Annotated in this window: 26 protein-coding genes; 21 read left to right on the forward strand and 5 right to left on the reverse strand. The window is 49.3% G+C overall.

Annotation, left to right across the window (positions count from 1 at the left end; all coding sequences use genetic code 11):
* The first annotated feature begins 114 nt into the window (after positions 1-114).
* Together acsA and IJ22_RS25350 are read left to right on the forward strand one after the other, a co-directional pair.
* Positions 115-1,842, forward strand: coding sequence for an acetate--CoA ligase (acsA, locus tag IJ22_RS25345; protein WP_062410775.1), 1,728 nt, complete (start codon positions 115-117; stop codon positions 1,840-1,842).
* A gap of 168 nt (positions 1,843-2,010) precedes the next feature.
* Positions 2,011-3,624: a methyl-accepting chemotaxis protein gene (locus tag IJ22_RS25350; RefSeq protein ID WP_062410776.1), complete on the forward strand. Its 1,614-nt coding sequence runs from the start codon at positions 2,011-2,013 to the stop codon at positions 3,622-3,624.
* 57 nt (positions 3,625-3,681) lie between these two features.
* On the opposite strand, the gene IJ22_RS25355 is transcribed toward IJ22_RS25350, so the two are convergent.
* From IJ22_RS25355 to IJ22_RS25375, 5 genes are all read right to left on the reverse strand, one after another.
* Positions 3,682-4,863: an FAD-dependent monooxygenase gene (locus tag IJ22_RS25355; protein WP_062410777.1), complete on the reverse strand. Its 1,182-nt coding sequence runs from the start codon at positions 4,861-4,863 to the stop codon at positions 3,682-3,684.
* A 70-nt stretch (positions 4,864-4,933) separates the two neighbouring features.
* Positions 4,934-6,046 carry a cupin domain-containing protein gene (locus IJ22_RS25360; protein WP_062410778.1) on the reverse strand — a complete coding sequence of 371 codons (1,113 nt, stop codon included), beginning with the start codon at positions 6,044-6,046 and terminating at the stop codon, positions 4,934-4,936.
* Between the two features lie 28 nt (positions 6,047-6,074).
* Positions 6,075-6,563 carry a DinB family protein gene (locus IJ22_RS25365; protein WP_062410779.1) on the reverse strand — a complete coding sequence of 163 codons (489 nt, stop codon included), beginning with the start codon at positions 6,561-6,563 and terminating at the stop codon, positions 6,075-6,077.
* 2 nt (positions 6,564-6,565) lie between these two features.
* The gene (locus IJ22_RS25370) at positions 6,566-7,510 is read right to left on the reverse strand and encodes a fumarylacetoacetate hydrolase family protein (RefSeq protein WP_062410780.1); all 945 of its coding nucleotides are present in this window, start codon (positions 7,508-7,510) and stop codon (positions 6,566-6,568) included.
* 40 nt (positions 7,511-7,550) lie between these two features.
* The gene (locus tag IJ22_RS25375) at positions 7,551-7,805 is read right to left on the reverse strand and encodes a YciI family protein (RefSeq protein WP_062410781.1); all 255 of its coding nucleotides are present in this window, start codon (positions 7,803-7,805) and stop codon (positions 7,551-7,553) included.
* A gap of 706 nt (positions 7,806-8,511) precedes the next feature.
* Here IJ22_RS25375 and IJ22_RS25380 point away from each other — a divergent pair.
* The 19 genes from IJ22_RS25380 (at position 8,512) to paaD (ending at position 24,112) form a co-directional block, all read left to right on the forward strand.
* Positions 8,512-9,543, forward strand: coding sequence for a TRAP transporter substrate-binding protein (locus IJ22_RS25380; protein ID WP_062410782.1), 1,032 nt, complete (start codon positions 8,512-8,514; stop codon positions 9,541-9,543).
* A 144-nt stretch (positions 9,544-9,687) separates the two neighbouring features.
* Positions 9,688-10,182, forward strand: coding sequence for a TRAP transporter small permease (locus IJ22_RS25385; protein ID WP_062410783.1), 495 nt, complete (start codon positions 9,688-9,690; stop codon positions 10,180-10,182).
* Positions 10,182-11,456, forward strand: coding sequence for a TRAP transporter large permease (locus tag IJ22_RS25390; RefSeq protein WP_062410784.1), 1,275 nt, complete (start codon positions 10,182-10,184; stop codon positions 11,454-11,456). The genes IJ22_RS25385 and IJ22_RS25390 overlap by 1 nt, the downstream gene beginning before the upstream one ends.
* Before the next feature lie 158 nt (positions 11,457-11,614).
* Positions 11,615-12,376: an IclR family transcriptional regulator gene (locus IJ22_RS25395; RefSeq protein ID WP_062410785.1), complete on the forward strand. Its 762-nt coding sequence runs from the start codon at positions 11,615-11,617 to the stop codon at positions 12,374-12,376.
* A 353-nt stretch (positions 12,377-12,729) separates the two neighbouring features.
* Positions 12,730-13,941 (forward strand): ABC transporter substrate-binding protein, encoded by a 1,212-nt coding sequence (locus tag IJ22_RS25400; RefSeq protein ID WP_062410786.1) that lies wholly within the window; start codon positions 12,730-12,732, stop codon positions 13,939-13,941.
* Between the two features lie 23 nt (positions 13,942-13,964).
* Positions 13,965-14,822, forward strand: coding sequence for a branched-chain amino acid ABC transporter permease (locus IJ22_RS25405; protein WP_062410787.1), 858 nt, complete (start codon positions 13,965-13,967; stop codon positions 14,820-14,822).
* Positions 14,819-15,754, forward strand: coding sequence for a branched-chain amino acid ABC transporter permease (locus IJ22_RS25410; protein ID WP_062410788.1), 936 nt, complete (start codon positions 14,819-14,821; stop codon positions 15,752-15,754). Before IJ22_RS25405 ends, IJ22_RS25410 begins: the two co-directional genes overlap by 4 nt.
* Before the next feature lie 37 nt (positions 15,755-15,791).
* Positions 15,792-16,562, forward strand: a complete 771-nt coding sequence (locus IJ22_RS25415; protein ID WP_062410789.1) for an ABC transporter ATP-binding protein — start codon at positions 15,792-15,794, stop codon at positions 16,560-16,562.
* Entirely contained in the window at positions 16,555-17,262 is a 708-nt protein-coding gene (locus tag IJ22_RS25420) for an ABC transporter ATP-binding protein (protein WP_054818462.1), read from the forward strand. The genes IJ22_RS25415 and IJ22_RS25420 overlap by 8 nt, the downstream gene beginning before the upstream one ends.
* A gap of 28 nt (positions 17,263-17,290) precedes the next feature.
* Positions 17,291-18,673 carry a phenylacetate--CoA ligase family protein gene (locus IJ22_RS25425; RefSeq protein WP_062410790.1) on the forward strand — a complete coding sequence of 461 codons (1,383 nt, stop codon included), beginning with the start codon at positions 17,291-17,293 and terminating at the stop codon, positions 18,671-18,673.
* A 31-nt stretch (positions 18,674-18,704) separates the two neighbouring features.
* Complete coding sequence (locus IJ22_RS25430) at positions 18,705-18,890, forward strand: hypothetical protein (RefSeq protein ID WP_054818464.1); 186 nt, start codon at positions 18,705-18,707, stop codon at positions 18,888-18,890.
* Positions 18,891-18,907: 17 nt separating this feature from the next.
* Entirely contained in the window at positions 18,908-19,324 is a 417-nt protein-coding gene (locus tag IJ22_RS25435) for an acyl-CoA thioesterase (RefSeq protein ID WP_160327418.1), read from the forward strand.
* Positions 19,324-19,785: a MaoC family dehydratase gene (locus IJ22_RS25440; RefSeq protein ID WP_062410792.1), complete on the forward strand. Its 462-nt coding sequence runs from the start codon at positions 19,324-19,326 to the stop codon at positions 19,783-19,785. Before IJ22_RS25435 ends, IJ22_RS25440 begins: the two co-directional genes overlap by 1 nt.
* A 28-nt stretch (positions 19,786-19,813) precedes the next feature.
* On the forward strand, positions 19,814-20,404 hold the full coding sequence (locus IJ22_RS25445; RefSeq protein ID WP_062410793.1) for a TetR/AcrR family transcriptional regulator: 591 nt from the start codon (positions 19,814-19,816) through the stop codon (positions 20,402-20,404).
* Positions 20,405-20,425: 21 nt separating this feature from the next.
* Positions 20,426-21,601, forward strand: a complete 1,176-nt coding sequence (locus tag IJ22_RS25450; RefSeq protein ID WP_062410794.1) for a thiolase family protein — start codon at positions 20,426-20,428, stop codon at positions 21,599-21,601.
* Between the two features lie 34 nt (positions 21,602-21,635).
* Positions 21,636-22,553: a Phenylacetic acid catabolic protein gene (locus IJ22_RS25455; protein ID WP_062410795.1), complete on the forward strand. Its 918-nt coding sequence runs from the start codon at positions 21,636-21,638 to the stop codon at positions 22,551-22,553.
* A gap of 16 nt (positions 22,554-22,569) precedes the next feature.
* On the forward strand, positions 22,570-22,845 hold the full coding sequence (locus IJ22_RS25460; protein WP_062410796.1) for a hypothetical protein: 276 nt from the start codon (positions 22,570-22,572) through the stop codon (positions 22,843-22,845).
* Positions 22,846-22,859: 14 nt separating this feature from the next.
* The gene (locus IJ22_RS25465) at positions 22,860-23,636 is read left to right on the forward strand and encodes a Phenylacetic acid catabolic protein (RefSeq protein ID WP_062410797.1); all 777 of its coding nucleotides are present in this window, start codon (positions 22,860-22,862) and stop codon (positions 23,634-23,636) included.
* 20 nt (positions 23,637-23,656) lie between these two features.
* A complete protein-coding gene (gene paaD / locus IJ22_RS25470) occupies positions 23,657-24,112 on the forward strand; it encodes a 1,2-phenylacetyl-CoA epoxidase subunit PaaD (RefSeq protein ID WP_062410798.1) in 456 nt (151 codons plus the stop codon).
* Positions 24,113-24,144 lie beyond the last annotated feature (32 nt).

Here is a 24,144-nt window from a genome sequence, read left to right on the forward strand (position 1 = left end):
TTTTTACGTTTCATACCCTTTTTTTAACGATTCGCGCGCGTTTTTCACTATAATCAGCAAATCCGTGTATAATCGGTATAAAGCGCTTTCAATATTGGTTAAGGGGCTGGTTTCATGACAGAACGCCAACTTGTCGAAACGATTCCAAGTGTGAAAGGGAGGTATAATCTGCAATCCTACGAATCCGCTTACAGTACGTTTCGCTGGGACGAAATCAAGACTCAATTTACTTGGCATCAAACAGGCAATTGCAATTTGGCCTACGAGGCGATCGACCGCCATGCGCAAGGGTCTCTAAAGAATAAAACGGCCTTAATTTATGAGGATGACGCGCGTAAGGAAAAATATACATTCGAGCAGCTCAGCCAAATCTCCAACCGGTTCGGTAATTTGCTGCTGAAGCTGGGCATTGGTCAAGGAGACCGTGTCTTTTTCTTCATGCCGAGGAACCCGGAGATTTATACGGGTATCATAGGAACGATCAAGATCGGCGCAATCGTCGGCCCTTTGTTCGAAGCCTTTATGGAAGGGGCTGTACTGGACCGGCTCGCCGATGCCGAAGCAGTGGCCATTGTCACAACCTCCGCGTTGAAGCAGCGTATTCCGCGCGATAAGCTCCCGCACTTGAAATATGTCATTGTTGTCGATGAACAGGAGCAATGGCTTCCGGGAGAAATCGATTACCGTCAGGAGATGGCGGAAGCGTCCGACGAATTGGACATTGCATGGGTTGATCTTGAACATCCCTTCATATTGCACTATACATCCGGATCGACGGGCAAGCCCAAAGGCGTGCTCCACGTTCACGGAGCCATGATCCAGCATTACATTACCGGCAAATGGGTGCTGGACCTGCAGGATGACGATATTTACTGGTGTACTGGCGATCCAGGGTGGGTGACCGGAACCACATACGGTATATTTGCCCCATGGTTGAACGGGGCGACCAATCTGATCCGCGGCGGACGATTTTCTCCCGAGCGCTGGTATCAGACGATTGAGGATTACAAGGTTACGGTTTGGTACAGCGCGCCGACGGCGTTTCGGATGCTGATGTCTGCGGGCGATGAAGTGGCAAGAAAGTCCGATTTATCCACGCTTCGTCATGTGCTTTCCGTGGGCGAACCGCTAAACCCCGAAGTGATCCGCTGGGGAATGAAAGTATTCGGCAAACGAATTCACGATACATGGTGGATGACGGAAACCGGTGCGCATATGATTGTTAATTTCCCATGTATGGATATGCGTCCGGGATCGATGGGCAAGCCGTTCCCGGGCATTCAAGCGGCGATTGTCGATGACCAGGGCAATGAACTGCCGCCGTATCGCCTGGGCAATCTGGCCATCCGTACCCCGTGGCCGTCCATGATGCGCAAGATTTGGAACAACCCGGCCAAATATGAAGAGTATTTCCGTTTGAAGGGCTGGTACATTTCAGGCGACTCCGCTTACCGTGACGAAGACGGTTACTTCTGGTTCCAAGGCCGCGTGGACGATGTGATCAACACATCGGGCGAAAGGGTCGGTCCGTTCGATGTGGAAAGCAAACTCGTGGAGCATCCCGCTGTGGCGGAAGCGGGCGTGATCGGTAAGCCCGATCCGATTCGCGGCGAGATCATCAAAGCATTCATCTCTTTGCGCGAGGGTTATCGCGAAACGCCGGAGCTGCTGGAGGAAATTCGTTTATTTGTGCGCAACGGGCTTTCCGCACATTCGGCCCCACGGGAAATCGAGGTGGTAGGCAAGCTGCCCAAGACAAGATCCGGCAAAATCATGCGCAGGGTGTTGAAGGCTCAGGAGTTAGGCCTTCCGACAGGAGATCTTTCCACTATTGAGGATTAATGCGATGTTTGGGCTGTTCCCGAAGCGGATGTATGCTTTGGGATTCGCCCTTTTTTCTTATGGACCGCAAAATAAATGCTAAATTTATCCATATCCACATCCGATAACAGGTATAGGGATTATGGCTTCATCTATTATAGCGCTGGCAAAGCGAAGGGGGCATTCCATGTGAAAATACCTAAACAGCTGGAACATCGCGCATTAGCCAAAGTACAATCCATGGCGGCAGAGATCGGCAAGCTTTTGGAGGGACATGATTTGTCCGAAAGGTCGGAAGAAATTCGGGCGCTGCTCGACAATGGTCTTCAGCATGACGAATACTTTTTGCTCGTAGAGCATCAGGGTCTTTCCGTCCTGCATACCAATCGGCTCCGGGAGGGCACGATCTTCAACGACACCGTCGGCCTGGCGGCCGCTCAAACGAGCGAACCGTTAACCCAGATTTACCACCGGAATACAGGAGAGGTCTTATTGGATGCAGCGGTTCCGGTGAACATTCCCGGAAGGAAGGATTCGCCGTATAATTTGCGGTTAGGCGTAGTTGTGCAGTCTTTATCGTTTCGGACCCTGTTTTATAGCTTATTCGGCATTCCTCTGCTCATCGGATTGGGCGGACTTTGGTTGGCCGATTCGGCGGGCGAACGCGTATGGCTGAGTTTGCTGTTGTTGGCGTCATTCTTGCTTGTAAGCGTTTACTTACAACAAACCGTTTTTCAGGGAATAAAAAACTGGACGGAAAGGATGAAGGCGATCTCTTCAGGCAAGCTCATGCCCGTTCCGGCAGGCTCCAGGCGCAATGAGCTCGGGCAGGTTTCATTTGAAATTAACAAAATTGTCATCGGCATGAGAACGATTTTGTCGGAGATGAAGGAGGTTTCAGCGACCGTCAATACCATCGGCTCCGAACAGGCGGATGAACTTCGCCGGCTTCTTTCCTCGGCCGAGCAGCTGTCGGCAAGTATGCAGGAAGTGAGCGCGGGAGCAACCGACCAGCTGGAGCTCATAGAACAAAACAGCAGCTTGATGAACCAGATTCAAGAGCTGGTCAGCCGGGCCGGTCAAGAATTGGAGCTTTCCGGCAGGATATCCGAGGAGGCACGGGCGTCCTCTCATATGGGACTGGAGAAAACATTGGAGATGCGCAAGGAAATGAATGATTTGCATGAAACGAGCAAGCAGAGTGTTTCATCTATGGAAGAGCTGGAGCGGCAATCGCAAGAAATGAGAGAGTTCATAACTTACATACGGGAAATCGCCGAACAGACGAATTTGTTGGCGTTGAACGCGGCGATTGAAGCGGCAAGAGCCGGGGAAGAGGGCAGGGGATTTGGGGTGGTAGCCGATGAAGTGCGCAAGCTTGCCGCTACATCCAATGAGGTGGCGGATCGCGCGATAGAGCTGACGCATAATATGGCGCTGAAATCGAAAGAAACCGCAGCCAGTGTGAAAGCGGGGCAGTTTGCTGTAGAACGGGGAATCCGCACGCTGGGCGAATTGAACGATATGATTCGCAATGTCGCCGACAAATGCAGCCGGACGGCCGAACAAGCGGTCGTTCACTCCGCGGAAATGCGTGAAATTCAGCTGGGACTCCATTCTATGGAAGACAGGATAAAGACGATTTGGGATATATCCCAGCAGTTTACCGCATCTGCGCAATCCATGGCGGTCAACGGAGAACAGCATCATATGGCTACGGAACTCATTGCTGAACAAGCGGAATTGCTCAAAAGCATTTCCGGCAATCTGCAAAAGATCACTGGTCGATTTGTAATGGAATAGCTTGCGAAACAACAGGCCGCGATATTGTCACAACCTGTTGTTTCTTATAAAGAACATTTACATGTATCTGCGGCCGTAGAGCCAGTCGGAAACACTGAAGTCGTCAGCGCTTCGCCCGGCTAGAATTCTGTTCCGCAGAAGGATGGCCATGGCGTCTCCGGTGTGGAGGAATTCGCCCCACAGGCGGGCGCTGCGCTGCACTTCCGCCGTGCGTGGAATGCGTTCCTCCTGATAGGCCAGGAAAGCCTTTTCCGTATCGTTGCCGTACTTGCGGAGAGATTCGGTCAGACATGCAACATCCTCCAAGGCCTGGCAACCGCCTTGAGCGAGATACTGCAGCATAGGGTGGGCGGCGTCTCCGAGCAGGGTAATGCGTCCCGCCGTCCAGTTACCGATCGGCTCCCGGTCATACATCGGCCAGCGGCGCTGACGTTGAATGAAGGTCACGGCATGGCGTACAGGCTCGCAGCATGTGCCGAAATGCTCATCCAACTCCTCCGGTGTGCCCCAGTCATCGGAATCTTCCTTGTATCGGAAGCTTTTGAATACAACCACTTGGTTGTAAAGCTCCTTCCGGCGTACAGGGTACTGGACAAGGTGGAGGTTAGGGCCGATCCACATGATGACATCATCCAGGTCGGCGCTCGGAGTAATCTCAGACATAGGGATCGCGCCGCGGTAAGCTACATATTGCGAGCAGACGGGCTTGTCGGGACTGAACAGTTTGCGTGTATTAGACCACAGTCCGTCAGCTCCGATCACTGCGCCGGAGAGGTAGGTTGTACCGTCGGAGCAGGTAACCCGGACCTTCTCGCCGACATTCTCGGCAGATTGCACCACTTGGTTGTTCACCAGCGTAATCTGGTCGTTAGCCCGGCAAGCATCAAGCAAAGCCTTGTGCAAATCGGAACGGTGCAGCACGATGTACGGATAACCGTAACGCTCGAGGAAGGCCTCGCCAAGACTAAGCGCGCTAAGTTCTTTTCCGGTAAAGGCATCCATCAGCACCAAACGTTTCGGAAAGACCGCATATTCCGATATGGCATCAAGTACCCCCAGTTTGTCTAATACCGCCGTAGCATTTGGCGCCAGCTGGATACCTGCGCCGATCTCGCCGAATTCAGGCGCTTGCTCTAGCACATGTACGGATCGACCCGTCTGGGTAACACCGAGCGCAGTCGCGAGACCGCCGATGCCGCCGCCAACGATCAGGAACGGAACGTTTATTTCTTTCGTCATAACGGTATGCTCCTCTAATAATGTTGATTTAAATTAAAGCGGATAAGGGAATGAATCCGGAACTTGCGAGTTAAGGTAACAGAGGTTTAAATTCATCCACAATTTCCTGGTTCCCTTGATTCTCTTCATAATGTTCTTCACGTTGAAGATCAAACTTCTCCATAATCGGCAGGTCGCTAACGGAGAACAAATAAGATTCTTCCGCAGCGACATGCTCGTGCCAGGCCCAGTTCGGTACGACAAGGAAATCGCCTTGGGACCAATCATAACGAATCCCGTTGATGACGGTATAACCTGTGCCTTTGAATACCTGATAAATGGTGGAGCTGGTATGCCTGTGCGCTTTGGAGTGAAATCCTTTAGGAAGCTTCTGCATCCAGGAAGCAATGTTCGGGTTCGCTGTTTTTCCGTTGGACGGATTGATATATTCTACCGCATAGCCATCGTACGGGTCCGGTTCAAACCGGCTTAAGCCTTCGAGTGCAGCCAAGGTCTGCTTCCATTTGAAAGAGCCCAGAGGCGCAGCCTGGGATTTGCGATCCGAGATGGGGCGAACCATGCCGCCTTCATAGCGTTGAGCGGTATAATTATCCGGCACCTTCGGCTGTTCGATCCTTTCAGGGTAATTTTCAAAGAACGTCCCGCCGATCGCGTAGATGGTCGGTATATCCAGGCAATCCATCCAGATCATCGGCTGATTTCCGGGATGGGCATGGCCATGCCAAAGCCCTCCCGGCGTGGTCAGAAAATCTCCTTCTTCCATGAAGATGCGTTCGCCTTGAACGATAGTGTAAGCTCCTTCTCCTTTCATGATGAAACGGAGAGCGCTTTGCGTATGCCGGTGTGACGGCGCGGTTTCGCCAGGGAGGATTAACTGAACCGCCGCATACAGGGTTTGGGTAGTGGAAGCCCATCCCCAGGGCTGCCGGTAGGTTAATCCCGGGTTTTGCAAATAGATGGCTCTTCTTTCACCGCCGCGATCGGGCGTGAAAATTTCTCTGGCTTCCATGAGCTTGGCGTACAGCGTCTCCCATTTCCACAGATAAGGTACGGCTTGCGGAGTAGGCTGTTTGTGCATCAAGTCAGGGATGGCATTCCAAAGAGGTCCCAGATGGTACTTCTCAATTTCCTTATTAAAATCTTGTACGGTTTGACTTTGGAAAAATTCCATTTTTTCTGCCATGCGACCACACCTCCAAAGGGTTTAGGGTTTAATGCGCTTCCCGATACTGTCCGATATTGCGGTTGATTTGGTTCAGGTGGGTGATGAGATGCTCGACCAACAGATGATCGACAATAAATTGCAGCGGCTTGGTTCCAAAGCGGGGGTTGCGGCTCGGCGCCTCCGCCTTTAAATCTTCCTCGGTAAGCGTGCCGAGAACCGCCTGTACTTGCGCCTTGGAGCTCTCAATGCCCTGAAGAACCTCGCCGGTGGAGCGCCCGCCGGCCGCAGCTACGGCGGCTAACCGGCCTTCATGCTGAAGTCCGCGTCCCCACTCGATACCCGGGGATTTCACCAACGCTTGAATTTCATTCAACCAAAAAGGAGTGGCTTCTTCCACATGGCACAATACTTCGATCACGGACCATTTATCCTCGGCGGGCTTCCAGCGAATGATGTCTTCGGATAATCCTTTGGACACGCGCACCATGTCATCTATCGTGTCATGGATGGAGCGGATCGCCTCTTGGATGCTCATGCTTATTGTCCTCCTTCGACTTTGGATACCCGATTCTCCAACGCCCCGATGCGGTCGATTTCAATTCGAACCACGTCTCCGTCCTTCAAGAACACTTGAGGATCACGGGCTACGCCTACGCCGCCCGGTGTGCCTGTTAAAATCACATCGCCCGGCTCGAGGGTCATCAGGTTGGATAAAAACTCGACCAAATAGGCAACGGTAAACACCAGATTTTTTGTATTGGAACGCTGACGCTCTTCGCCGTTGACGGTAAGCACGACTTCCAGGCCGGTCGGATCATCAAGCTCGTCGCTCGTCACCAACCATGGACCCATAGGGGCCGTACCTTCTACGGTTTTTCCCTGGAGCCATTGAAGGGTTCTTCGCTGCAAATCGCGGTATGTCACATCATTGACGATCGTGTAACCGGCTACATAATCCAGTGCCTGATCCTGCGATACATTTCTGGCCCGCTTGCCAATGACAAAAGCAAATTCCGCTTCATAGTCAAGCTGCTCGGAGATCGGGAAGAAAGGAATATCATCCTGAGGGCCGATGATGGTATTGCTGAACTTGGCGAATACGACAGGAACGGGGGGGAGTCCGCGTCCCATCTCCAAAATATGCTCGCGATAATTATGGCCGACACAAATCATTTTCCCGGGGTTGAGCACCGGAGCTTCCAATTTTACATCTGAAGTCGGGTGAACCGCCTTATATTTCAAGGCAGCCTCATTCTGCCGAACATATTCGATCGCCTGTTTGGCCAATTGGAGACTTTGCTGTCCGCCTTGAAGAAATTCAACCATATTGGCAGGAATGTAGGCTTCTGCGATTTGCTCGGCCCGGATGACGCCTTGCGATTCAAGCATGCTGCGGTACGCCAAATTTAAATCGATGATCTGCTCGTCTGCGATGCAGCCGATCCGGGTAATCCCGTTATAACTAAAGCTCACTAATTTCATGGTTATAACTCCTTATATCCAAAATTAAAGCCCTTACATTTTACTGAACGTTCCATTCCTTTATCGTATAGATACATTCGTTCTCCATGTACATGGGATCTTGCTTCATGGTTTGGGTTGCGCTTTCAAGGGAATGTGCTTGAAGGACATAGGCACCGCCGGTTTGATCGTTAAAACCGCCGGCCGATACCAGGATGTCATTATCTCGCAAGCTTTGGATAAATTGACGATGCTCCGGTATGGAATTCCCGGAAAAGCCCGGTTTGCGTTCAATGAATACGAGAAATTTTTTCAATGGGATTCACCTCACTTTGATTTGGATAGTCAGCAATCAAGGATGACACAGTAACGCTGGTTGTGAATCACCTCGGTTGGATTGAAATCCACAAATAGAGAATTAAGTTCTCATTTATATTTCTATTATAACGATGACCGCCTGATGATTGTCAATATCAAAACATGAATATTTTTTCAAACGATTTTTTAAAACTATCGTCTCTATTGCGTAAAGCAGTAGTTTACAGGCGAGAAAAGCAGGCTTTGGAAGCGTCTGTCATTCGTGGTGCGATGAGGCTTGCTTCAAAAAAAATAATGTTGACAGAAACTTCATAACATAGTTATATAATATAAACATAGAGAACTTAATTCACATATTATCGTTATCTAGTCCCAATCAATTTAATCCCGATCCATGATTACTTGATAAGATGTATGCGTTTTCGAATTATCGGGTGTTGGAGAGTATTGGAGGATACATGCTGAGAAATCTTTGCGCTGGGTAGAAGAGATGGGATTGCGGGCATAGGAAAGGAGTGAAAAGAGTACCCGGCAGGATGCTTGTTGTATGCCGCAGCCTTCGTAATTTCAATCGTTGCAAGTAATATGAAAGCGATTTCTTCATGACGGAAGAGCTCATTCTGCCTGCAATGAAATCACCATGAAACATTGGATGCCCGATGCAATGAATTTATAAAAAACAATTTATAGGGGGATTTTAAACTATGAAAAAGACGTTTTCACTCGTATTGGCCGCGACGCTGAGCGTATCTCTCATTCTTGCCGGTTGCGGAGGCGGAACGCAAACCAAAAGCTCCAATGAAGGGCAAGCAGCAGGAGAGGAAGGTAAAACGTACACGTTCAAACTGGCGCATATTACGCAGCCTACACACATTTGGCATAAGACCGCCGACAAGTTCAATGAAGAATTGAAAGCGCGTTCTAACGGCCGAATGAAAGTGGAGACTTTCCCGGCGGGACAACTTGGGGCAGAAAAGGACATGGTGCAGCAGCTGGAGACCGGCACGCTCGATTTCGGGATTATAACGAACGCCTACATGAGTACCCGTTCGGAAGAATTCAATGCTTGGTTCATGCCATTCCTGTTCAGCGATATTGAGAAAGCTGTGGCTGCGCGGAATTCCACAGCGGCGAAGAAAATTTTGGATGGCTTGAGCAATCAGGGGCTTGTCGGGATGGACTATATTTTTGCGGGGAACCGCCATATTTTGATGAAGAGTACGACAGTCACCAAACCGGAAGACTTGAAGGGCAAAAAAATTCGTATTCTCGGCAGCCCGTCCATTCAAGATTTCTGGAAGGCCGTAGGCGCCGGTCCGACTCCGATGCCTCTGCCGGAAGTGTATACGGCTTTGCAAACAGGCGTGATCGACGGGATCGATATTGACCTTGATGCTTTGATGACCGAAAAATATTATGAAACCGCTAAAAACTTTACGCTGACCAATCATATGGCGTGGCCGGGGGTTGTGATCGCGAACAAAACGAAATTGGAAGCTTTGTCGCCGGAAGATCAAAAAATAGTAGCTGAAGCCATGAAAACGGCTGTGGACTGGGGGAACAAGGAATCGATCAATTTGGAAAAGCAGAACCTGGATAATTTGAAAACAAAAGGCGCAACGGTTTCTGAATTGAGCAATAATGACAGCTTTAAGGCCATCCGCGACGAACTTTATACCAAGTATTCCAGCAACGCATTGATTAAAGAGCTCATTCAGGAAAATCAGAACAAGTAGTCTATAGCTGTTGCGATGCCTTGGTTTCTTATTTCATGATCCGGCGAGGGGGAAAGCTTTGCTTTTCTCCCTTGTCCGGAATCACCTCTCTTTTCTACCCGCACTTATGGGAGCTTATGATATTCATCCAAGGGAGTTGTACGTATGACCTTCGTTCGCAAACTTAGTGATGCCGTCTTTTCCATAGAACGAATATTAGCCATTCTGTTATTGTCGTTTATGGTCACTTCCCTGATGTTAGGGGTTATATTTCGTTATTTTTTAAATTCACCTCTGAGTTGGTCGGACGAATTTGGCTTATTCGCTTTAGTATGGGTGACCTTCATTGGCGGAAGCATGAGTATCAAAACCAACAAGGCGGCGGCCGTAAGCTTTATTATGGAAAGGCTGTCGGAAAACACAAGACGCATCTTTTTGGGAATTGCTTTTTTTATTTCATTAGCCTTTTGCATTTTTGCTCTGGGCTTATCTTTGAAATGGATAACGAACCCCTCTATCCTGCTGCAAAAATCGCCGGCCGTCGGCTTACCGATGATCATTCCTTATATAGGCATTCCCCTGGGGCTGTTATTTATGGCTATACATTCGTTGGATTTATTTGCAAGCGTATTTCAAAAACAACGTAGAGAGGGAATATAATGGTTATTTTACTCATTTTTTTCGCCCTGCTGGCCATTCAGATTCCCATCGCATTGGTGCTTGGGATTACTAGCGTAGCCTATATCGGGCTGGACGGTAATATGGTTCTGTTCAATAATGTTCCGCAGCGTCTGTACTCAGGAGTCGAAAGCTTTAGCCTGTTGGCTATTCCGCTCTTTATGCTGGCCGGCGAGCTGATGAACTCAGCCGGCATTACCGGAAGATTAATCGATTTTTCGAAAAAGCTCGTAGGTCACTTTCGCGGAGGATTGGCTTACGTCAACATCATTGCGAATATGTTCCTGGCCTCTATTCTTGGTTCCGCGACGGCCCAGACGGCAATGATGTCGCGGATCATGGTTCCCGAGATGGAGAAGGAAGGCTACAGCCGTTCATTTGCGGCGGCAACTACGGCATCGGCTGCGCTGTTGGGACCTATCATTCCGCCCAGTATGCTGTTTATCATCTATTCTGTAGGATCTGGAGTTTCGATAGGCAAGATGTTTATAGCGGGGATTATTCCGGGGCTTTTACTTGCTGCAGCTTTTATTCTCTTAATCGCATATTTAGGCTACAAGCACAGTTTTCCGAGATCCGAAAAAGCATTATGGAAAGAAATAGTTTCCAGTTTTTTTAAGGTATTGCCGGCTTTATCGGTTCCCGCTGTCATTGTGGGCGGGATTCTAAGCGGTATTTTCACAACAACCGAGTCTGCGGCGTTCGCTTGCTTCTTGGCGATTTTGATCGGATTCTTTGTTTACAGGGACTTGAAAATCAAGCATTTTCCCAAAATATTAGTGGGTGCAACCATATCCACCTCTGCGGTGACCTTGCTGATTTCGACGGCGAACTTGTTTGGATGGGTCATGGCGTTTGAACAAATTCCGCAAAAAATCGTCGAATTTATGGGAACGCTGACCTCGAGCCCTTTTGTGTTCTTACTGCTGGTGAATCTGTTCCTGCTGCTTATCGGTATTATTATGGACGAGATGGCCGTTTTGATTGTGTTATTGCCGATATTCATGCCGCTTGTTCATGCGTTCGAAATTGATCCGATCCATTTTGGCGTTATCGTTTGTTTGAACGCTACCATCGGGCTGCTCACACCGCCGGTCGGAGCAGGCTTATTCATTGCCTCGGCAGTAGGCGAAGTGAAGTTTGAGACGCTCATTCGATCGGTTGTTCCTTTTCTCATCGTTGCGCTTGTGATCCTTTTCCTGGTTACTTATTGGTCGCCGCTAACCACCTGGTTGCCGAATAAGCTGATGGAATGACATGGCTGTTCTGTTGACAATATCCGGCATCATCAAGGACGCCTTTCTCAGGGATGATGATCGTCTCGTTTAACTGTCAAGTGATGGGGAGATATTGATCATTGGATATGATTATCTTATATTGTATACAGAGGTCAATTACAGAAGGGTTGTCTAAAATGGCTGCTTCCAAAACAAGTACGACAATTCAGTCTTTGCAGGTTGGCAACGAGATCCTTGAATTAGTCGCTTCTTATGACAAACCGTTGAAGTTCAACGAGATATACGAAAAAACAAAAATCACCAAGAGCAATTTGTACAAGTATCTGAATACGCTGACTCAAATCGGGATGCTTTACAGGGATAAGGAAACCGGCCTGTATACTCTTGGGAGCAAGCTGGTAGAGTACGGTATGAAAGCGATCAACCGGGAGAACATGATCGAGCGGGTGACGCCTTTTCTTCAGGAAATCAACCGGACCTGCAAAAACACCGTACTGCTGACGACGTGGTCTCACAATGGACCGATGGTAGTGAAAATTATCAATAGTCTGCAGGGACTGAACATCGGGGCTCAAATCGGCACGTTTCTTCCCATTATGTCGGCCACCGCAAAGGTTTTTGCGGCTTTCATGGAAGAGCATCTCATCCGGGAATGGAAACAGCAGCAGTTGGCCAAGCTTGACGAGGAACAGAGGCATCGTCTGGAATCCGAAATTTTAATTGTCCGTAAGAACGCTATATCTTTTGCGAAGGAACCGCTGGTTCCGAGCATATCCTCCATAGCCTTTCCGGTTTTTAATTTTGAAAAGCGATTGCTCGCCGTCATCGTTGTCGTTGGTTTTTCGCATACGATCCCGACGCAAATCGATGATGTGACAAGCCAATATTTATTAAAGATGATGAAAGAGGTCTCGCAATCCTTTGGATATAAAGCATAAAGAAGTATTATAATCATTCACTGAAAGGGGGAGCAGGAGCTCGCCTCTTTTGTTTATTAAACGAGAATGGATAAACAAGCTCAAACCGTCACAAACATCAATATCAGAATAGTGCGAAAAATCAATTGACAAAGAGAAGTTTCTACAGTATATTTTACTTAACGTTCATTAAAATTTTATCATCACAGGAGGTGAGGCTTGATGCCAATTTGACGAGCTGACATTGGAAATATCGTATTTTGACAGCCGACTCGCATTCATCCATCAGGACGTTGATTGCAGTTCCCTTATTTTTTTACCCCAAAAAAGAAAGCGCTTTATTTAAAAAATATTTCCATAGAGGGGGAAATGCAGTGGTGAAAAAGTTCAAGCTTCCTTTTATTTTCATCATGATCTGTATGCTTGCGGCAGCCGGATGCGCTAATCCGTCCGCCAATCATCAGGTAGAGACGAATCCAGCCTCCGACCAACCATCCGCTGGACCAAAGGGCAATGAAGCTTATAAAATCGGCACAATACTCTCTCTGACGGGTCCGGCCGGATGGCTGGGACAAAGCACACAGCGTGCCGTTGAAACCTTGAAAAAGCAAATCAACGAAGCGGGAGGAGTGAATGGCCATCCTCTTGAGATTATCGTTTACGATGACCAATCCAAACCGGAAGAGGCAAGCCGTTGGGCCAAGCGTCTGATCAATGAGGATAAGGTCGTGATGATCATCGGCCCGAACGGCACGCCGACCTCCAACGCTGCGGAGCAGGCGGCGGGATCCGCCAAAATTCCCATGATCTCGATGTCGGGAGGTTACATCCCGGATCCGAAGATTGGCTGGGGCTGGGCGGTCGTCCATTCCACGGATCAGGTCATTGAGCGTCAGTTTCAGTACTTTGCCAATAAAGGCTTGAACAATATCGGTGTCCTCAATCCCAACGATGCCTTGGGACAGATCGCAGACAAAGCGATTGCCCGGTACGCGGAAAAGTATAAAGTCAATATCGTCAAACGAGAATCATTTAATATGAACGATATCCAAATGAAGCCGCAGCTGACTTCCATTATGTCAGCCAAGCCGGATGCTGTGATTTCGTTCGTGACAGGGGAGCCTGCCGTCAAGGTAAGGAAAGAAATGGATGAAATCGGGCTGAATGTGCCGATGCTGCCTCCCCATTCTTCAGCTACACAAGCTTTCCTGGACTTGATCGGAAAAATCGATAATGATAAAGTGCTGGCCGCCGGAGGAATTATTACGGCATTCGAGCAAATTCCTGACGATCATCCGCAAAAGCAAGTCTTGGAAACATTCATCTCCCGTTTTCAAAAGGATCATAACTATGTACCCGGTTATATCGAAGGCTTCGGTTACGATGCATTAAATGTCGCTTATCATGCTTTGAAACAGGCTGGAACCGACCCGCAGAAGATCAAGGATTATTTGGAAAACGGGGGGGAGAGCATAATCGGCGTGAACGGAACCTTCAAATTTACCAAAGACAACCGGATCGGACTGTCTCCGGAAACGTTGAGAATCGTAGAGATCCGTGATAATAAATGGTCCTTGCTCGAGTAAATATGTTTTAAAGGGGATTTCCTATGGACAATGTCTTGCAAAGCCTGATCACGGGAATCAGTTTAGGCAGCATCTACGGCTTGATCGGCATGGGATTTACGTTAGTCTTTTCGATCTCCAAAGTGATTAATTTGTCCCAAGGCGAATACTTTACAATGGGAGCGCTTTCATTCATTGTACTCAGCGGTTATATGCCTTCCGTATTGGCTTTTATTGCAGCGGTATTCATTGCGGTAATCATCGGACTGATCATCGAGCGTTCCTTGATGAGGCCGGTTTCTTCCTCGCCGTTGATTAATCAAATTATCATGACCTTGGCCATCATGATTACTTTACAAGGGATTTCCATGCTGGTGTTCGGCAAACAGTCCAAAACGGCCGAGCCGGTTTGGGCCGGCGCCGTCAAATGGGGCGACATTACGATTCAGTACCAGGTCCTGGTGATTGTTGCCGTCATGGTTCTGATCAACGGCGGGCTCTACTATTTTCTGCATAAAACGTATTACGGCAAAGCGTTCCGGGCCTGCTCCTCGAATCCTGAGAGCGTAAGACTTGCCGGCATCCGCGTGAACCAGATGAGAATGATCGCCTTTGGTTTAAGCGGTGCAATCGGCGCCATAAGCGGCGTCGTGATCGCGCCTCTGCTGCTGATGAATTATACCTTGGGACTTGTCTTTGTCGTAAAGGGTTTGGTGGCCTCGATTCTCGGAGGGCTGGGAAGCCCGGTCGGGGCTTTGCTGGGAGGACTGCTGCTCGGGATATTCGAGAGCAATATGGCGGGATTCGTTTCATCGGAGTACAAGGATGTGATGACGCTTGTATTTTTGCTCCTGCTCCTCATTATTATGCCCAAAGGGTTAGTAGGAGGGTTTAAGCGATGAGAAAAAAACAAATCGCCGTTTGGACCGTTGTTATCGTGCCGGTCGCCATCATGCTCGCTGTGCTTCCACCCAATCACTATCTGTACAGCATGCTTACCTTTGTAGGAATCTACGCTTTAGCGGCCACCGGCCTGGAAATGCTGATGGGATACGGCGGACAAATTTCGCTCGGCAACGGAGGCTTTATCGCACTTGGAGCCTATATTACAGCCATACTAAGCCAGCATGGCGTACATCCGGTTCTCATTTTTATGATTGCTCTGATCGGTTCAGCGCTTGTGGCGTTCATCATCGGTTATCCGATTTTGAAGCTGGAAGGCTATTACCTGGCTATTGCCACGCTGGGTTTCGCCCTTCTGGTTCAGGCGCTGGCGATATCGATGTTCCCGCTCACCGGCGGCTCTTCGGGAATGTCCGTAAATTCCTTGACCGTATTTTCGAACAGCTTGGGTGAAAGAGGCTATTTTATATTAGCCTGGGTCATTTTCGGAGTCGGATTTATTCTGGCCCGCAATCTGACCCGAACACGCACGGGGCGGTCCTTGGTTGCGATCCAAAGCAATGAAGAAGCGGCGTCGGCCTTGGGCATTTATACGGGGAAGGTGAAGCTTCAGATTTTCGTGGTCAGCGCGATGTATGCGGCTGCGTCCGGTTTTGTGATGGCCAACTATTTGAGCTTTATCGCGCCAGACATTTTCGGCTTGGCCCTTTCCGTCGATTTGGTTGTCATGTCCTTGCTTGGCGGTCACGGAGTCATCTACGGTCCTCTGCTGGGATCCTTCGTATGGGTGCTGCTGGTCGAAACGACGCATTCATTTAAGGATTATAAAATATTGCTGACCGGGGCGGCGCTCATCGTCATTTTGCTGTTCATGCCTAAAGGCATCTACGGTATTTTACAAAAAAGGTTCTTTCAACGGCGCAAAGTGTGACGAGACCGAATCAGCCCAACGGTATGGAGGTGTTTCGATGCTGCAGGTACAGAAGATTTCCAAAATGTTTGGCGGTTTGAAAGCAGTGGATCAAGTGAGCTTCGACATCAAGAAAGGAAGCATTAAAGCCCTCATCGGCCCGAACGGAGCGGGGAAAACCACCATGTTCAACATCATATCGGGGAATTTTGCCCCGACGGAGGGTCAAGTGATTTTTGAAGACCGGGCCATTACGGGAAGAAAGCCGCACCAGATCGCCCATTACGGGATTATTCGGACCTTTCAAGGCGTCAAAATGTTTGACAGCAACGGATTTACCGTTCTGGACAATTTGTTGGTCGGCTATGACAAGCGCTTCCAGGCGGGCATGCTCCGAAGCAGTATACGCAGTATGATCTCCCGTAAAGAAGAACAAGAAGCGTTGGAAGAAGCGCATCGGGTGAGCGGCCAGATCGGGCTGTCCGATTGGCTGCACGCGCCGGCAAGCGAGCTTCCCTGCGGGTATCAGCGGTTGCTTGAGTTAGCCAGAGCCTTGATGGCAAAACCCAGGATGCTGCTGCTGGATGAACCGGCCGCCGGTTTAAATGACAGCGAGACCAAACGCCTGGTTGGCGTTCTCCGCGAAATACGCCAAATGGGCATAACCATTTTGCTGGTGGAGCACCATATGGGACTCGTCATGGAGGTCTCCGATGACATTGTGGTGATGAATAACGGAAAGAAAATCGCCGAGGGGTCCCCGGAAGACATTAACCGCAACCGTGATGTGATTCAGGCTTATATGGGAGAGGAGGATATCAGTGCTTAGGGTGGAAAACCTGGAATCGGGCTACGGCAAAATCCATGTTTTGCAGCAGGTACAGCTGGAAGTGATGGAAGGGGAAATCGTCAGCATCTTAGGCGCGAACGGGGGCGGCAAAACAACGCTGCTTCGAACCTTATCCGGATTGAATCCCGCCTACAAGGGCAGCATCACCTTTATGGACCGGGATATCACCCATATGCCGGATTACAAAAGAGTCGAGGCCGGACTGATTCATGTGCCGGAAGGCAGGGGAGTCATCAAGGAGCTTACCGTGATTGAAAATTTGGAGCTGGGTGCCTTCCGTTGGAGAAGGGAAAAGGAGAAGGTAGCCCGGAAAATCAAGGAAGCGTTCGAGCTCTTTCCGAGACTTTACGAACGCCTCCATCACAAAGGCGGTACGCTAAGCGGAGGGGAACAGCAGATGCTCGCGATTGCACGCGGCTTTATTGCACAGCCTAAATTACTGATGCTCGATGAGCCTTCCTTAGGGATCTCTCCGATTATTACGAAAGAAATTTTCAAAACCATCCGCAGGCTGCGGGATCAGCATATCTCGATTCTGCTGGTGGAACAAAATGTGAAGGCCGCCTTACATGTATCGGACCGATCCTATGTCTTATCGCACGGAAAAGTGTTGAAGGAAGGGAGCTCTTCCGAATTATCCGCAGATTCCGATATCCAAAAGATGTATATGGGCGCGTAATTAAATCCAACATAGTGGAGGAATGAAGATGAACCGACGCTTATTCAATCCGAAATTGGAACAGCTGACCCGGGAAGAAATCAAACAACTGCAATGGAAAAAGCTCAAATTTTTGCTGGAGCATCAATATGCGCGCAATCCGTTTTACCGGAATTTATTTGACCGGCACAAGATCAAACCCGACGATATCCATCATTTTGATGATTTCCGGAACAAGGTGCCGAGAATCAGCAAACAAGATCTGGTCGCCGATCAGCAGGCCAATCCGCCTTTCGGCAGCCGGACATGGATGAAAAAGGAGCAATTGATCGGTCTGTATATGACAAGCGGAACCTCCGGATTGGGACAGGAAGTGTACGGTCGAAGCCGAGCAGATCAGGAATACGCAGGCCAAACGTGGGCGATGGGTCTGCATTGGTCCGGGGTAAACCGGGGAGATACCTGTTACAATACGTGGCCCGGCTCGGCGGGACAATTGGCGGGTCCGGATTCGTTGACGCAATCCTACGTGCATCTAGGCGTGTTGAGTATGCATGTAGGCACCCAAAGATCCGAGGACAAACTGAAAATGATGCTTCGTTTCAAGCCGAATCAAATCACCATCGTGCCTGCCTACCTGACACGGTTATCCGTGCTTTGTACCGAAATGGGCATTGACCCGCGCAAGGAATTTCCGGAGCTCAAGAGCATTATGCTGGCTACGGAATGCTACTCCCCCGCCTGGGTCGAGAAAATGGAAGCCTTCTGGGGCGCCAAGCTTTTTGAAATGTACGGTTCAACGCAGCAGGGCGGCGGACTTGGGTTTACATGCGAGCACGGGGTTCTGCATAACGGGACTCGAGGCCATATTCACATCTTCGAACACATGTCCTATGTCGAGGTGCTCAACCGGGAAACCGGCGAGCCGGTGAAGCCGGGGGAAGAAGGCGAAATCGTATTGACGAATCTGGATCGCGAAGCGGCTCCGCTGATCCGGTTCTCGACCGATGACAAAGTCGTATTCCTGCCGCATCATACCTGCTCCTGCGGTCGCGCCTTCGATGCTTTTGAGGCCGGAAGCATCGCACGATACGACGACATGATCAAAATCAAGGCCGTCAATGTATGGCCTGCCGCTATCGAATCCATTCTGTTCCATTATGATGAAGTGGAAGAATACCGGGGCAAGGTGTATATGGAAGAGAACGGAACGGAAGAGGTGTTGATCACGTTGGAATTCAAAAGCTTCGTATCGGAGAACAGAAAGCGGGAAATGCTCTGCTTATTGGAGGATCAGATCCGGCATAAAGTCGGGGTCCGGATGAAAGTCACGGAAGCGAAGGAAAGCTTGCCGCGTTTTGAATTTAAAGTCCGCCGTTGGACCGACGAACGCAGCAAAGACCGCGACCGCATTTTCTATACGGCGAAATAAGGCAAAATAAGAATCGGGAGGCGAATCAAGCATGAGCAAGCAGCTGGAAATGAATACGGAGGAATTGGTATTTCAAACGCACGAGAACCTTAAACGGCTTTGTCAGCATGATGTGCCCGGCATCAAAAATTTAGCCATTCTCATGTTGGCTCTTTCAAGACAATTGGTGATGACGGTGGATCCTTTCCATGTGGAGTATATCCACGATTATGAATAATGAAGCGAGGGGTTGGATTGGAGTATCGGCTGGTTGTCGATTTTGACGATGTAGATTATGCCAGAGTGGTCTATTTTGCCAGATATTTGGCATTTGCAGAAAAAGCGCAAGCACAAGTCTTGCGCAAATATAACCTGTCGCACAAAAGGATGGCGGAACAATACAATGTGGCAACACCGGTGATTCGCTCGGAGTTTTCCTATCTTTCGCCAGCCAGATTGGACGACGAACTGATCATTCATGCCCGAATCGAACATTTATCGGCCAAAGGCTTCGAATGCGAATATAAAATCATCCGCGCGGAACAAGAAAAACTGATCTGCACGGGCAAAACCCATCACCGCTTTATTGACCTGGAATCTTTTAAAGCAACTGAAATTTCTGGAGATTTGTATCGAATCTTTGATACAATAAGAAAGGAAGTTAGGGTATAATGGAAATTATTGGTGTTGTCGAGGGCAAGTATTTCGATGATTTGCAGGTTGGCGATGCATTTGGTTCCTCCGTTACATTGACCGAAACGCACTTGGTATTGGGAAGTGCCTTGTTTGGCGACTTCAATCCTGTGCATGTCAATGAAACCTTTGTTCAAAAAGGCCCGTTTCAAAAGCGGATTTTTCCCGGGCCCTTCACGCTTGGTGTGATGGCGTCGTCGTTGGGAAACTTTTTTGCGGGTACAGCCGTGGCCAACACGAACATCAGCGGCAAATTCCTCAAGCCGGTATTCGCCAACGATACCGTAACCACCCGATGGACCATCGAAGCCCTGACCTATAAAGAGAAGCTGAAAGCGGGATTCGTTGAGCTTGCAGGGCGATGCGTGAACCAGCACGGTCATGAGGTCGTGGAATCCAGGGCGGTCGTATTGGTTCATTCGAAGCCGAATGTCATCTAGTAAATATCGTTTAGAGGTGTTCTAAGTCATGGGATCTAAAAGCCAGAAATACCATCTCCGTCGCGAGGAAATCATAGACCAGGCGGCCAGGATATTTCAGGAAAAGGGATATAAAAGCGCAACCTTGAAGGATGTTGCCGATCGTCTGGAAATTACTGCACCGGCTGTCTATTATCACTTCAATAGTAAACAGGAGATTCTATATGAAATTTTCCAACGGACGATGAAATTAGGGCTGGATTCCATGAATCGGATCGCAGAAAATTCCATGAATCCTAAAGACAAATTGAGAATGGTGATAGAAGAATATTCCGCGTTGGTTGCCAATAATCTCGATTTCTTCACGGTATTTTTTCAAGATAAATATGAATTGTCCGAAGATCACACGGAGTTGATTACCGCCCGCGAAAGAGAATTCATCCGTGTTCTCAGAAATATTTACGCTCAAGGGGTGAAAACCAACGATTTCGTGGATTTGGATCCTGTGTTGGTCGTTAACGGGATTCTGGGGATGTGCAGCTGGCTTTATAAATGGTTCAAGCCGGAAAAGAAATACAGCGTTCAGGAAGTCAGCCGGCAATTTACTCAAATGATTTTGAGCGGTTTGGAAAAAAAGTAGTTGAGAGAAGGGGGCTTCAGCATGAACCCTGTGAAAATTCTCGGAGTCGGGATGACCCGGTTTGCCAGGCGTGAGCACGAAACCTTGAGGAGCTTGGCACAAAGCGCAATCACAGAAGCTCTGGCAGACGCCCGAATAGACAAAAAAGAAATCCAGGCGGTATTCTTTGCGAATTCCATGGCCGGCTTCGTCACGGGTCAGGAATGCGTTCGGGGCCAGGTCAGCCTTTGGGATTCCGGGTTGTCGGGACTTCCTGTCTATAATGTGGAGAATGCCTGCGCAAGCGCGTCTACTGCGTTCAATCTGGCCCATATGGCGGTCAAGTCGGGACAATACGATGTGGTTCTCGTCGTTGGAGCAGAGAAGCTGTTCCATCCAGACCGTTCCCGGACATTAAAGGCGCTTGCCGCCGCAACAGACGTGGAGCTGATCAAGGACGGCGAAATGCAGGGAAGTATTTTCATCGAATCCTATGCCCAAAGAACAAGAGCCTATATGGATAAATACGGAGTGAGTCCGCTGGAATTTGCTCTCATATCGGAAAAGAACCGGTATCATGCTTCCCTTAATCCGTATGCCCAATACAGAAACCCGATTACCGTAGAGGATATATTAAACTCGCCTATGGTAAGCGATCCTTTGACCCGGCTGATGTGCTCTCCTATAGGCGATGGCGCCGCTGCGGCCGTGATCTCCAGCCAAGCGTATGCCAAACGCACTTCGTTAAGCGAACCGGTCGATGTCCTGGCTTCCGTAGTCAATTCTTCAGCGCCTTATGCCGAGGACGGCGAACGTGCGGCGGAGCGGGCGGCCAAACGCGCATACGAGCTGGCGGGAGTGGAACCTACGGATATTGATGTAGCGGAGGTTCACGATTCCGTTTCACCGGTAGAGCTGTTCATTTATGAATCATTGGGCTTTTGTAAAGAAGGGGAAGGCGTCAAGCTTCTTCGGGAGAAGGCAACAACGCTTGGCGGTACCATTCCCGTCAATACGAGCGGTGGACTCGTTTCGAAAGGGAATCCCAGCGGAGCGACCGGATTGGCTCAAATCTGTGAGATCGTGTGGCAGCTAAGAGGCCAGGCTGGTGCAAGACAAGTGGAGGGAGCCCGAGTAGGGTTAACGGAAAATGCCGGCGGAAGAGTAGGGAATGATTCGGCTGCTCTGGCCGTGCATATTTTTTGCAAAGCATTTTAATTAACAGTAATTAAAAAAAAGGAGGCCATACGATATGATGACGGCTCAAGCTTTTTTTCAGCATGTGGAAGGCGGCGGGAAAGTCGATTCGACCGATTGGATGCCGGAGGAATACAAAAAGGAAGTGACGAGAGTCATGGGCTTTCAGGCGTTAGCCGAAATTGTAGGCGCGATGATGCTGTCCCAGTGGATTCCTTATACCCCTTCGATTGTCAGGAAAATGATGTACGCGGCAAAATCTCAGGACGAAATGGGCCACGCTCATATTCTCATTCGGGCCTGTGAAGATCTGGGCTACTCGCGGGAAGAAATCATTGAAGGATATATTGAACGCAAAAACAAGCTGTTGAATATTTTTCATTACTCCTTCGGCTCTTATGAGGAAATGGTTGCGGCTATGCTGCTGCAAAACACCGGGGCGATCGTCCAATTTCAATCGCTGGTGCAGGGCAGCTACCTCCCCTATCAACGGGCGCTGAGAAAAATCATGAAGGAAGAGTCCTTCCATTACAACCTGGCCGTGAATATGATTCAACAGCTGACGACACATGGCACCGATCGGCAGCGGGAAACCGTGCAGTATGCATTCGATCTCTGGTATCCGCGGATGCTGGCTTACTTTGGTCCGTCGGAGAAAGGCAAAACGCCAAGCAATGCCTTGAAATGGAGAATCAAGGTCGACACCAATGACACGATTCGCACGCGCTGGTTGGATAAGATTGTTCCTCTGGTGGAATCTTTGGGCTACAAGTTTCAAGATCCGCAATTAGCCAAAGATGCAAAAACAGGAACCTGGTCCTATACCGAGCCGGATTGGGAAGAGGTCAAAGCGGTGATTAACGGCGGCGGTCCTTCCTCGGAATATTGGCGAGAAAGCGTAAGTAAAAGCTACGAAAACTATCAATGGATCAGGGATTTGATGAACAAGGGCAGTAAAATCCAAACGGCATGATGCGAGGTGAACCGGTATGGCTCAGGCTCAACACGATACGAGCAAACAGCAATTATATGAGGTATTCATTCAAGAAAAAGCGGACCGCTCCGCTATTCATGTAGGCAGTGTGCGGGCGCCGAGCGAGATCCTTGCCCTTCACAGCGCCAGAGAAATTTTTGCCCGCCGCGAGAATTGCGTGAAGCTGAGCATTGTGAATCGAAAGCACATGATCCATTTTCAGGACACCGAATTTTTGGGTATGTCGAAAGATAAAAAATATCGCTTGGCTTCTATGGATTACAACGTCTGATTGGAGGGGCTGTCATGCAGGAAAATACGGTACTTATCGACTTTGTGAATCAATGGGCGGAAGACGAGTTTTGGGTAGGCCATTTGCTGACCAAAAAAATATATGAATATGGACCCGATCTGGAAGAAAACATCGCCATCGGTTCGATCTCCCAGGATGAGATCGGACACTGCAGGATGCTGCTGAACCTCCATACGACCGGCGAAAAGCAGATAGATCATTTGATCTACGGGAAGCCGCCGGAACAAATCAAGGTCTCCCGGTTAGCCGAATATTGGTATGAGTACGATTGGGCCCGGCTGGTGATGAAGCAGCTCATCTATGACATTTGCGACGGCGTGCGCTTGTCCTTCGGCGGAGAAATCCCGGATTCGGGGCTGCAAGATGTTCTGAGATTGATGAAGCGGGAGGAGGCCGTTCATCTGGAGCATTGGATGGAATGGGCTCTGCTCATTTCGGAAGACAGCCAAGGCCAATCGCTTCTGCAAAAAGCGGCCGGGCAAATTTACCCGCTGATCTCCGATTTTTTCGCCGATCCGTTAATTGAGCGCGTCTCCGCGGAATACGGCCTAAATTCGGTCAGCGCGAAGTTGCTGCTAAAGCAATGCCTGGACGAATTGAATCCCCGATTGATCCAATTGGGACTATCGATTCCATGCCCTGAACAAGAGATGATCGGCAATCTGTCGGTACAAGGCGGACGTTATGGACTGCACTCTTCCGGTTTTATGCCGTTGTACAACGAATTTACTTTGGTTTACCGTCAAAACCCGGACATGGTCTGGGGATAAAGCGAAGGTGGTGATTTCGTATGGATGCGGAGAAACAAGCGGTACGCGAAGCGCTAAAATCGGTAGAGGATCCCGAGTTGCCTGTGAGCATCGTGGATCTGGGTATTGTCGAGAACATTGACTGCGGCCCGGAGCACATTCAAGTCGTTCTAACGCCCACCTTCTCCGGCTGCCCCGCATTGGAACATATACGCAAGCTGGTGATCGGCGTCCTGGAGGAGCAGTTTCCGGGCAAACGAGCCGAAGTGGGCTGGAGCTTTACCTCATCCTGGACATCTCAGAAAATCAGCTCCGACGGGGAAACGGCATTAAAAACGTACGGGATTGCCTTGGCTGCGGACGGGGTCGTTCATTGCCCCTACTGCGGCTCCAAGCATATCGTGCGGGACAGCCCTTTCGGATCATCGCTGTGCAAGGAGATTTACTATTGTAAGCATTGCAAAAATCCTTTTGAAAAGATGAAGCATTTGGCTTAAGGCGGCATGACTGATCCGCTTAACGGGAGGGA

Origin of the sequence: Paenibacillus naphthalenovorans, assembly GCF_001465255.1 — a bacterium.
Lineage (GTDB): Bacteria > Bacillota > Bacilli > Paenibacillales > NBRC-103111 > Paenibacillus_G > Paenibacillus_G naphthalenovorans.

Bases quoted from the DNA above. Each gene is read 5' to 3' on its own strand.
- IJ22_RS25390 (WP_062410784.1), top strand. From the start codon at position 10,182: ATGGTTATTTTACTCATTTTTTTCGCCCTGCTGGCCATTCAGATTCCC.
- IJ22_RS25460 (WP_062410796.1), top strand. From the start codon at position 22,570: ATGGCTCAGGCTCAACACGATACGAGCAAACAGCAATTATATGAGGTA.
- paaD (WP_062410798.1), top strand. From the start codon at position 23,657: ATGGATGCGGAGAAACAAGCGGTACGCGAAGCGCTAAAATCGGTAGAG.
- IJ22_RS25415 (WP_062410789.1), top strand. From the start codon at position 15,792: ATGCTGCAGGTACAGAAGATTTCCAAAATGTTTGGCGGTTTGAAAGCA.
- IJ22_RS25355 (WP_062410777.1), bottom strand. From the start codon at position 4,863: ATGACGAAAGAAATAAACGTTCCGTTCCTGATCGTTGGCGGCGGCATC.
- IJ22_RS25425 (WP_062410790.1), top strand. From the start codon at position 17,291: ATGAACCGACGCTTATTCAATCCGAAATTGGAACAGCTGACCCGGGAA.
- IJ22_RS25410 (WP_062410788.1), top strand. From the start codon at position 14,819: ATGAGAAAAAAACAAATCGCCGTTTGGACCGTTGTTATCGTGCCGGTC.
- IJ22_RS25450 (WP_062410794.1), top strand. From the start codon at position 20,426: ATGAACCCTGTGAAAATTCTCGGAGTCGGGATGACCCGGTTTGCCAGG.
- acsA (WP_062410775.1), top strand. From the start codon at position 115: ATGACAGAACGCCAACTTGTCGAAACGATTCCAAGTGTGAAAGGGAGG.
- IJ22_RS25370 (WP_062410780.1), bottom strand. From the start codon at position 7,510: ATGAAATTAGTGAGCTTTAGTTATAACGGGATTACCCGGATCGGCTGC.
- IJ22_RS25440 (WP_062410792.1), top strand. From the start codon at position 19,324: ATGGAAATTATTGGTGTTGTCGAGGGCAAGTATTTCGATGATTTGCAG.
- IJ22_RS25465 (WP_062410797.1), top strand. From the start codon at position 22,860: ATGCAGGAAAATACGGTACTTATCGACTTTGTGAATCAATGGGCGGAA.
- IJ22_RS25365 (WP_062410779.1), bottom strand. From the start codon at position 6,563: ATGAGCATCCAAGAGGCGATCCGCTCCATCCATGACACGATAGATGAC.
- IJ22_RS25445 (WP_062410793.1), top strand. From the start codon at position 19,814: ATGGGATCTAAAAGCCAGAAATACCATCTCCGTCGCGAGGAAATCATA.
- IJ22_RS25360 (WP_062410778.1), bottom strand. From the start codon at position 6,046: ATGGCAGAAAAAATGGAATTTTTCCAAAGTCAAACCGTACAAGATTTT.
- IJ22_RS25430 (WP_054818464.1), top strand. From the start codon at position 18,705: ATGAGCAAGCAGCTGGAAATGAATACGGAGGAATTGGTATTTCAAACG.
- IJ22_RS25380 (WP_062410782.1), top strand. From the start codon at position 8,512: ATGAAAAAGACGTTTTCACTCGTATTGGCCGCGACGCTGAGCGTATCT.
- IJ22_RS25385 (WP_062410783.1), top strand. From the start codon at position 9,688: ATGACCTTCGTTCGCAAACTTAGTGATGCCGTCTTTTCCATAGAACGA.
- IJ22_RS25395 (WP_062410785.1), top strand. From the start codon at position 11,615: ATGGCTGCTTCCAAAACAAGTACGACAATTCAGTCTTTGCAGGTTGGC.
- IJ22_RS25455 (WP_062410795.1), top strand. From the start codon at position 21,636: ATGATGACGGCTCAAGCTTTTTTTCAGCATGTGGAAGGCGGCGGGAAA.
- IJ22_RS25405 (WP_062410787.1), top strand. From the start codon at position 13,965: ATGGACAATGTCTTGCAAAGCCTGATCACGGGAATCAGTTTAGGCAGC.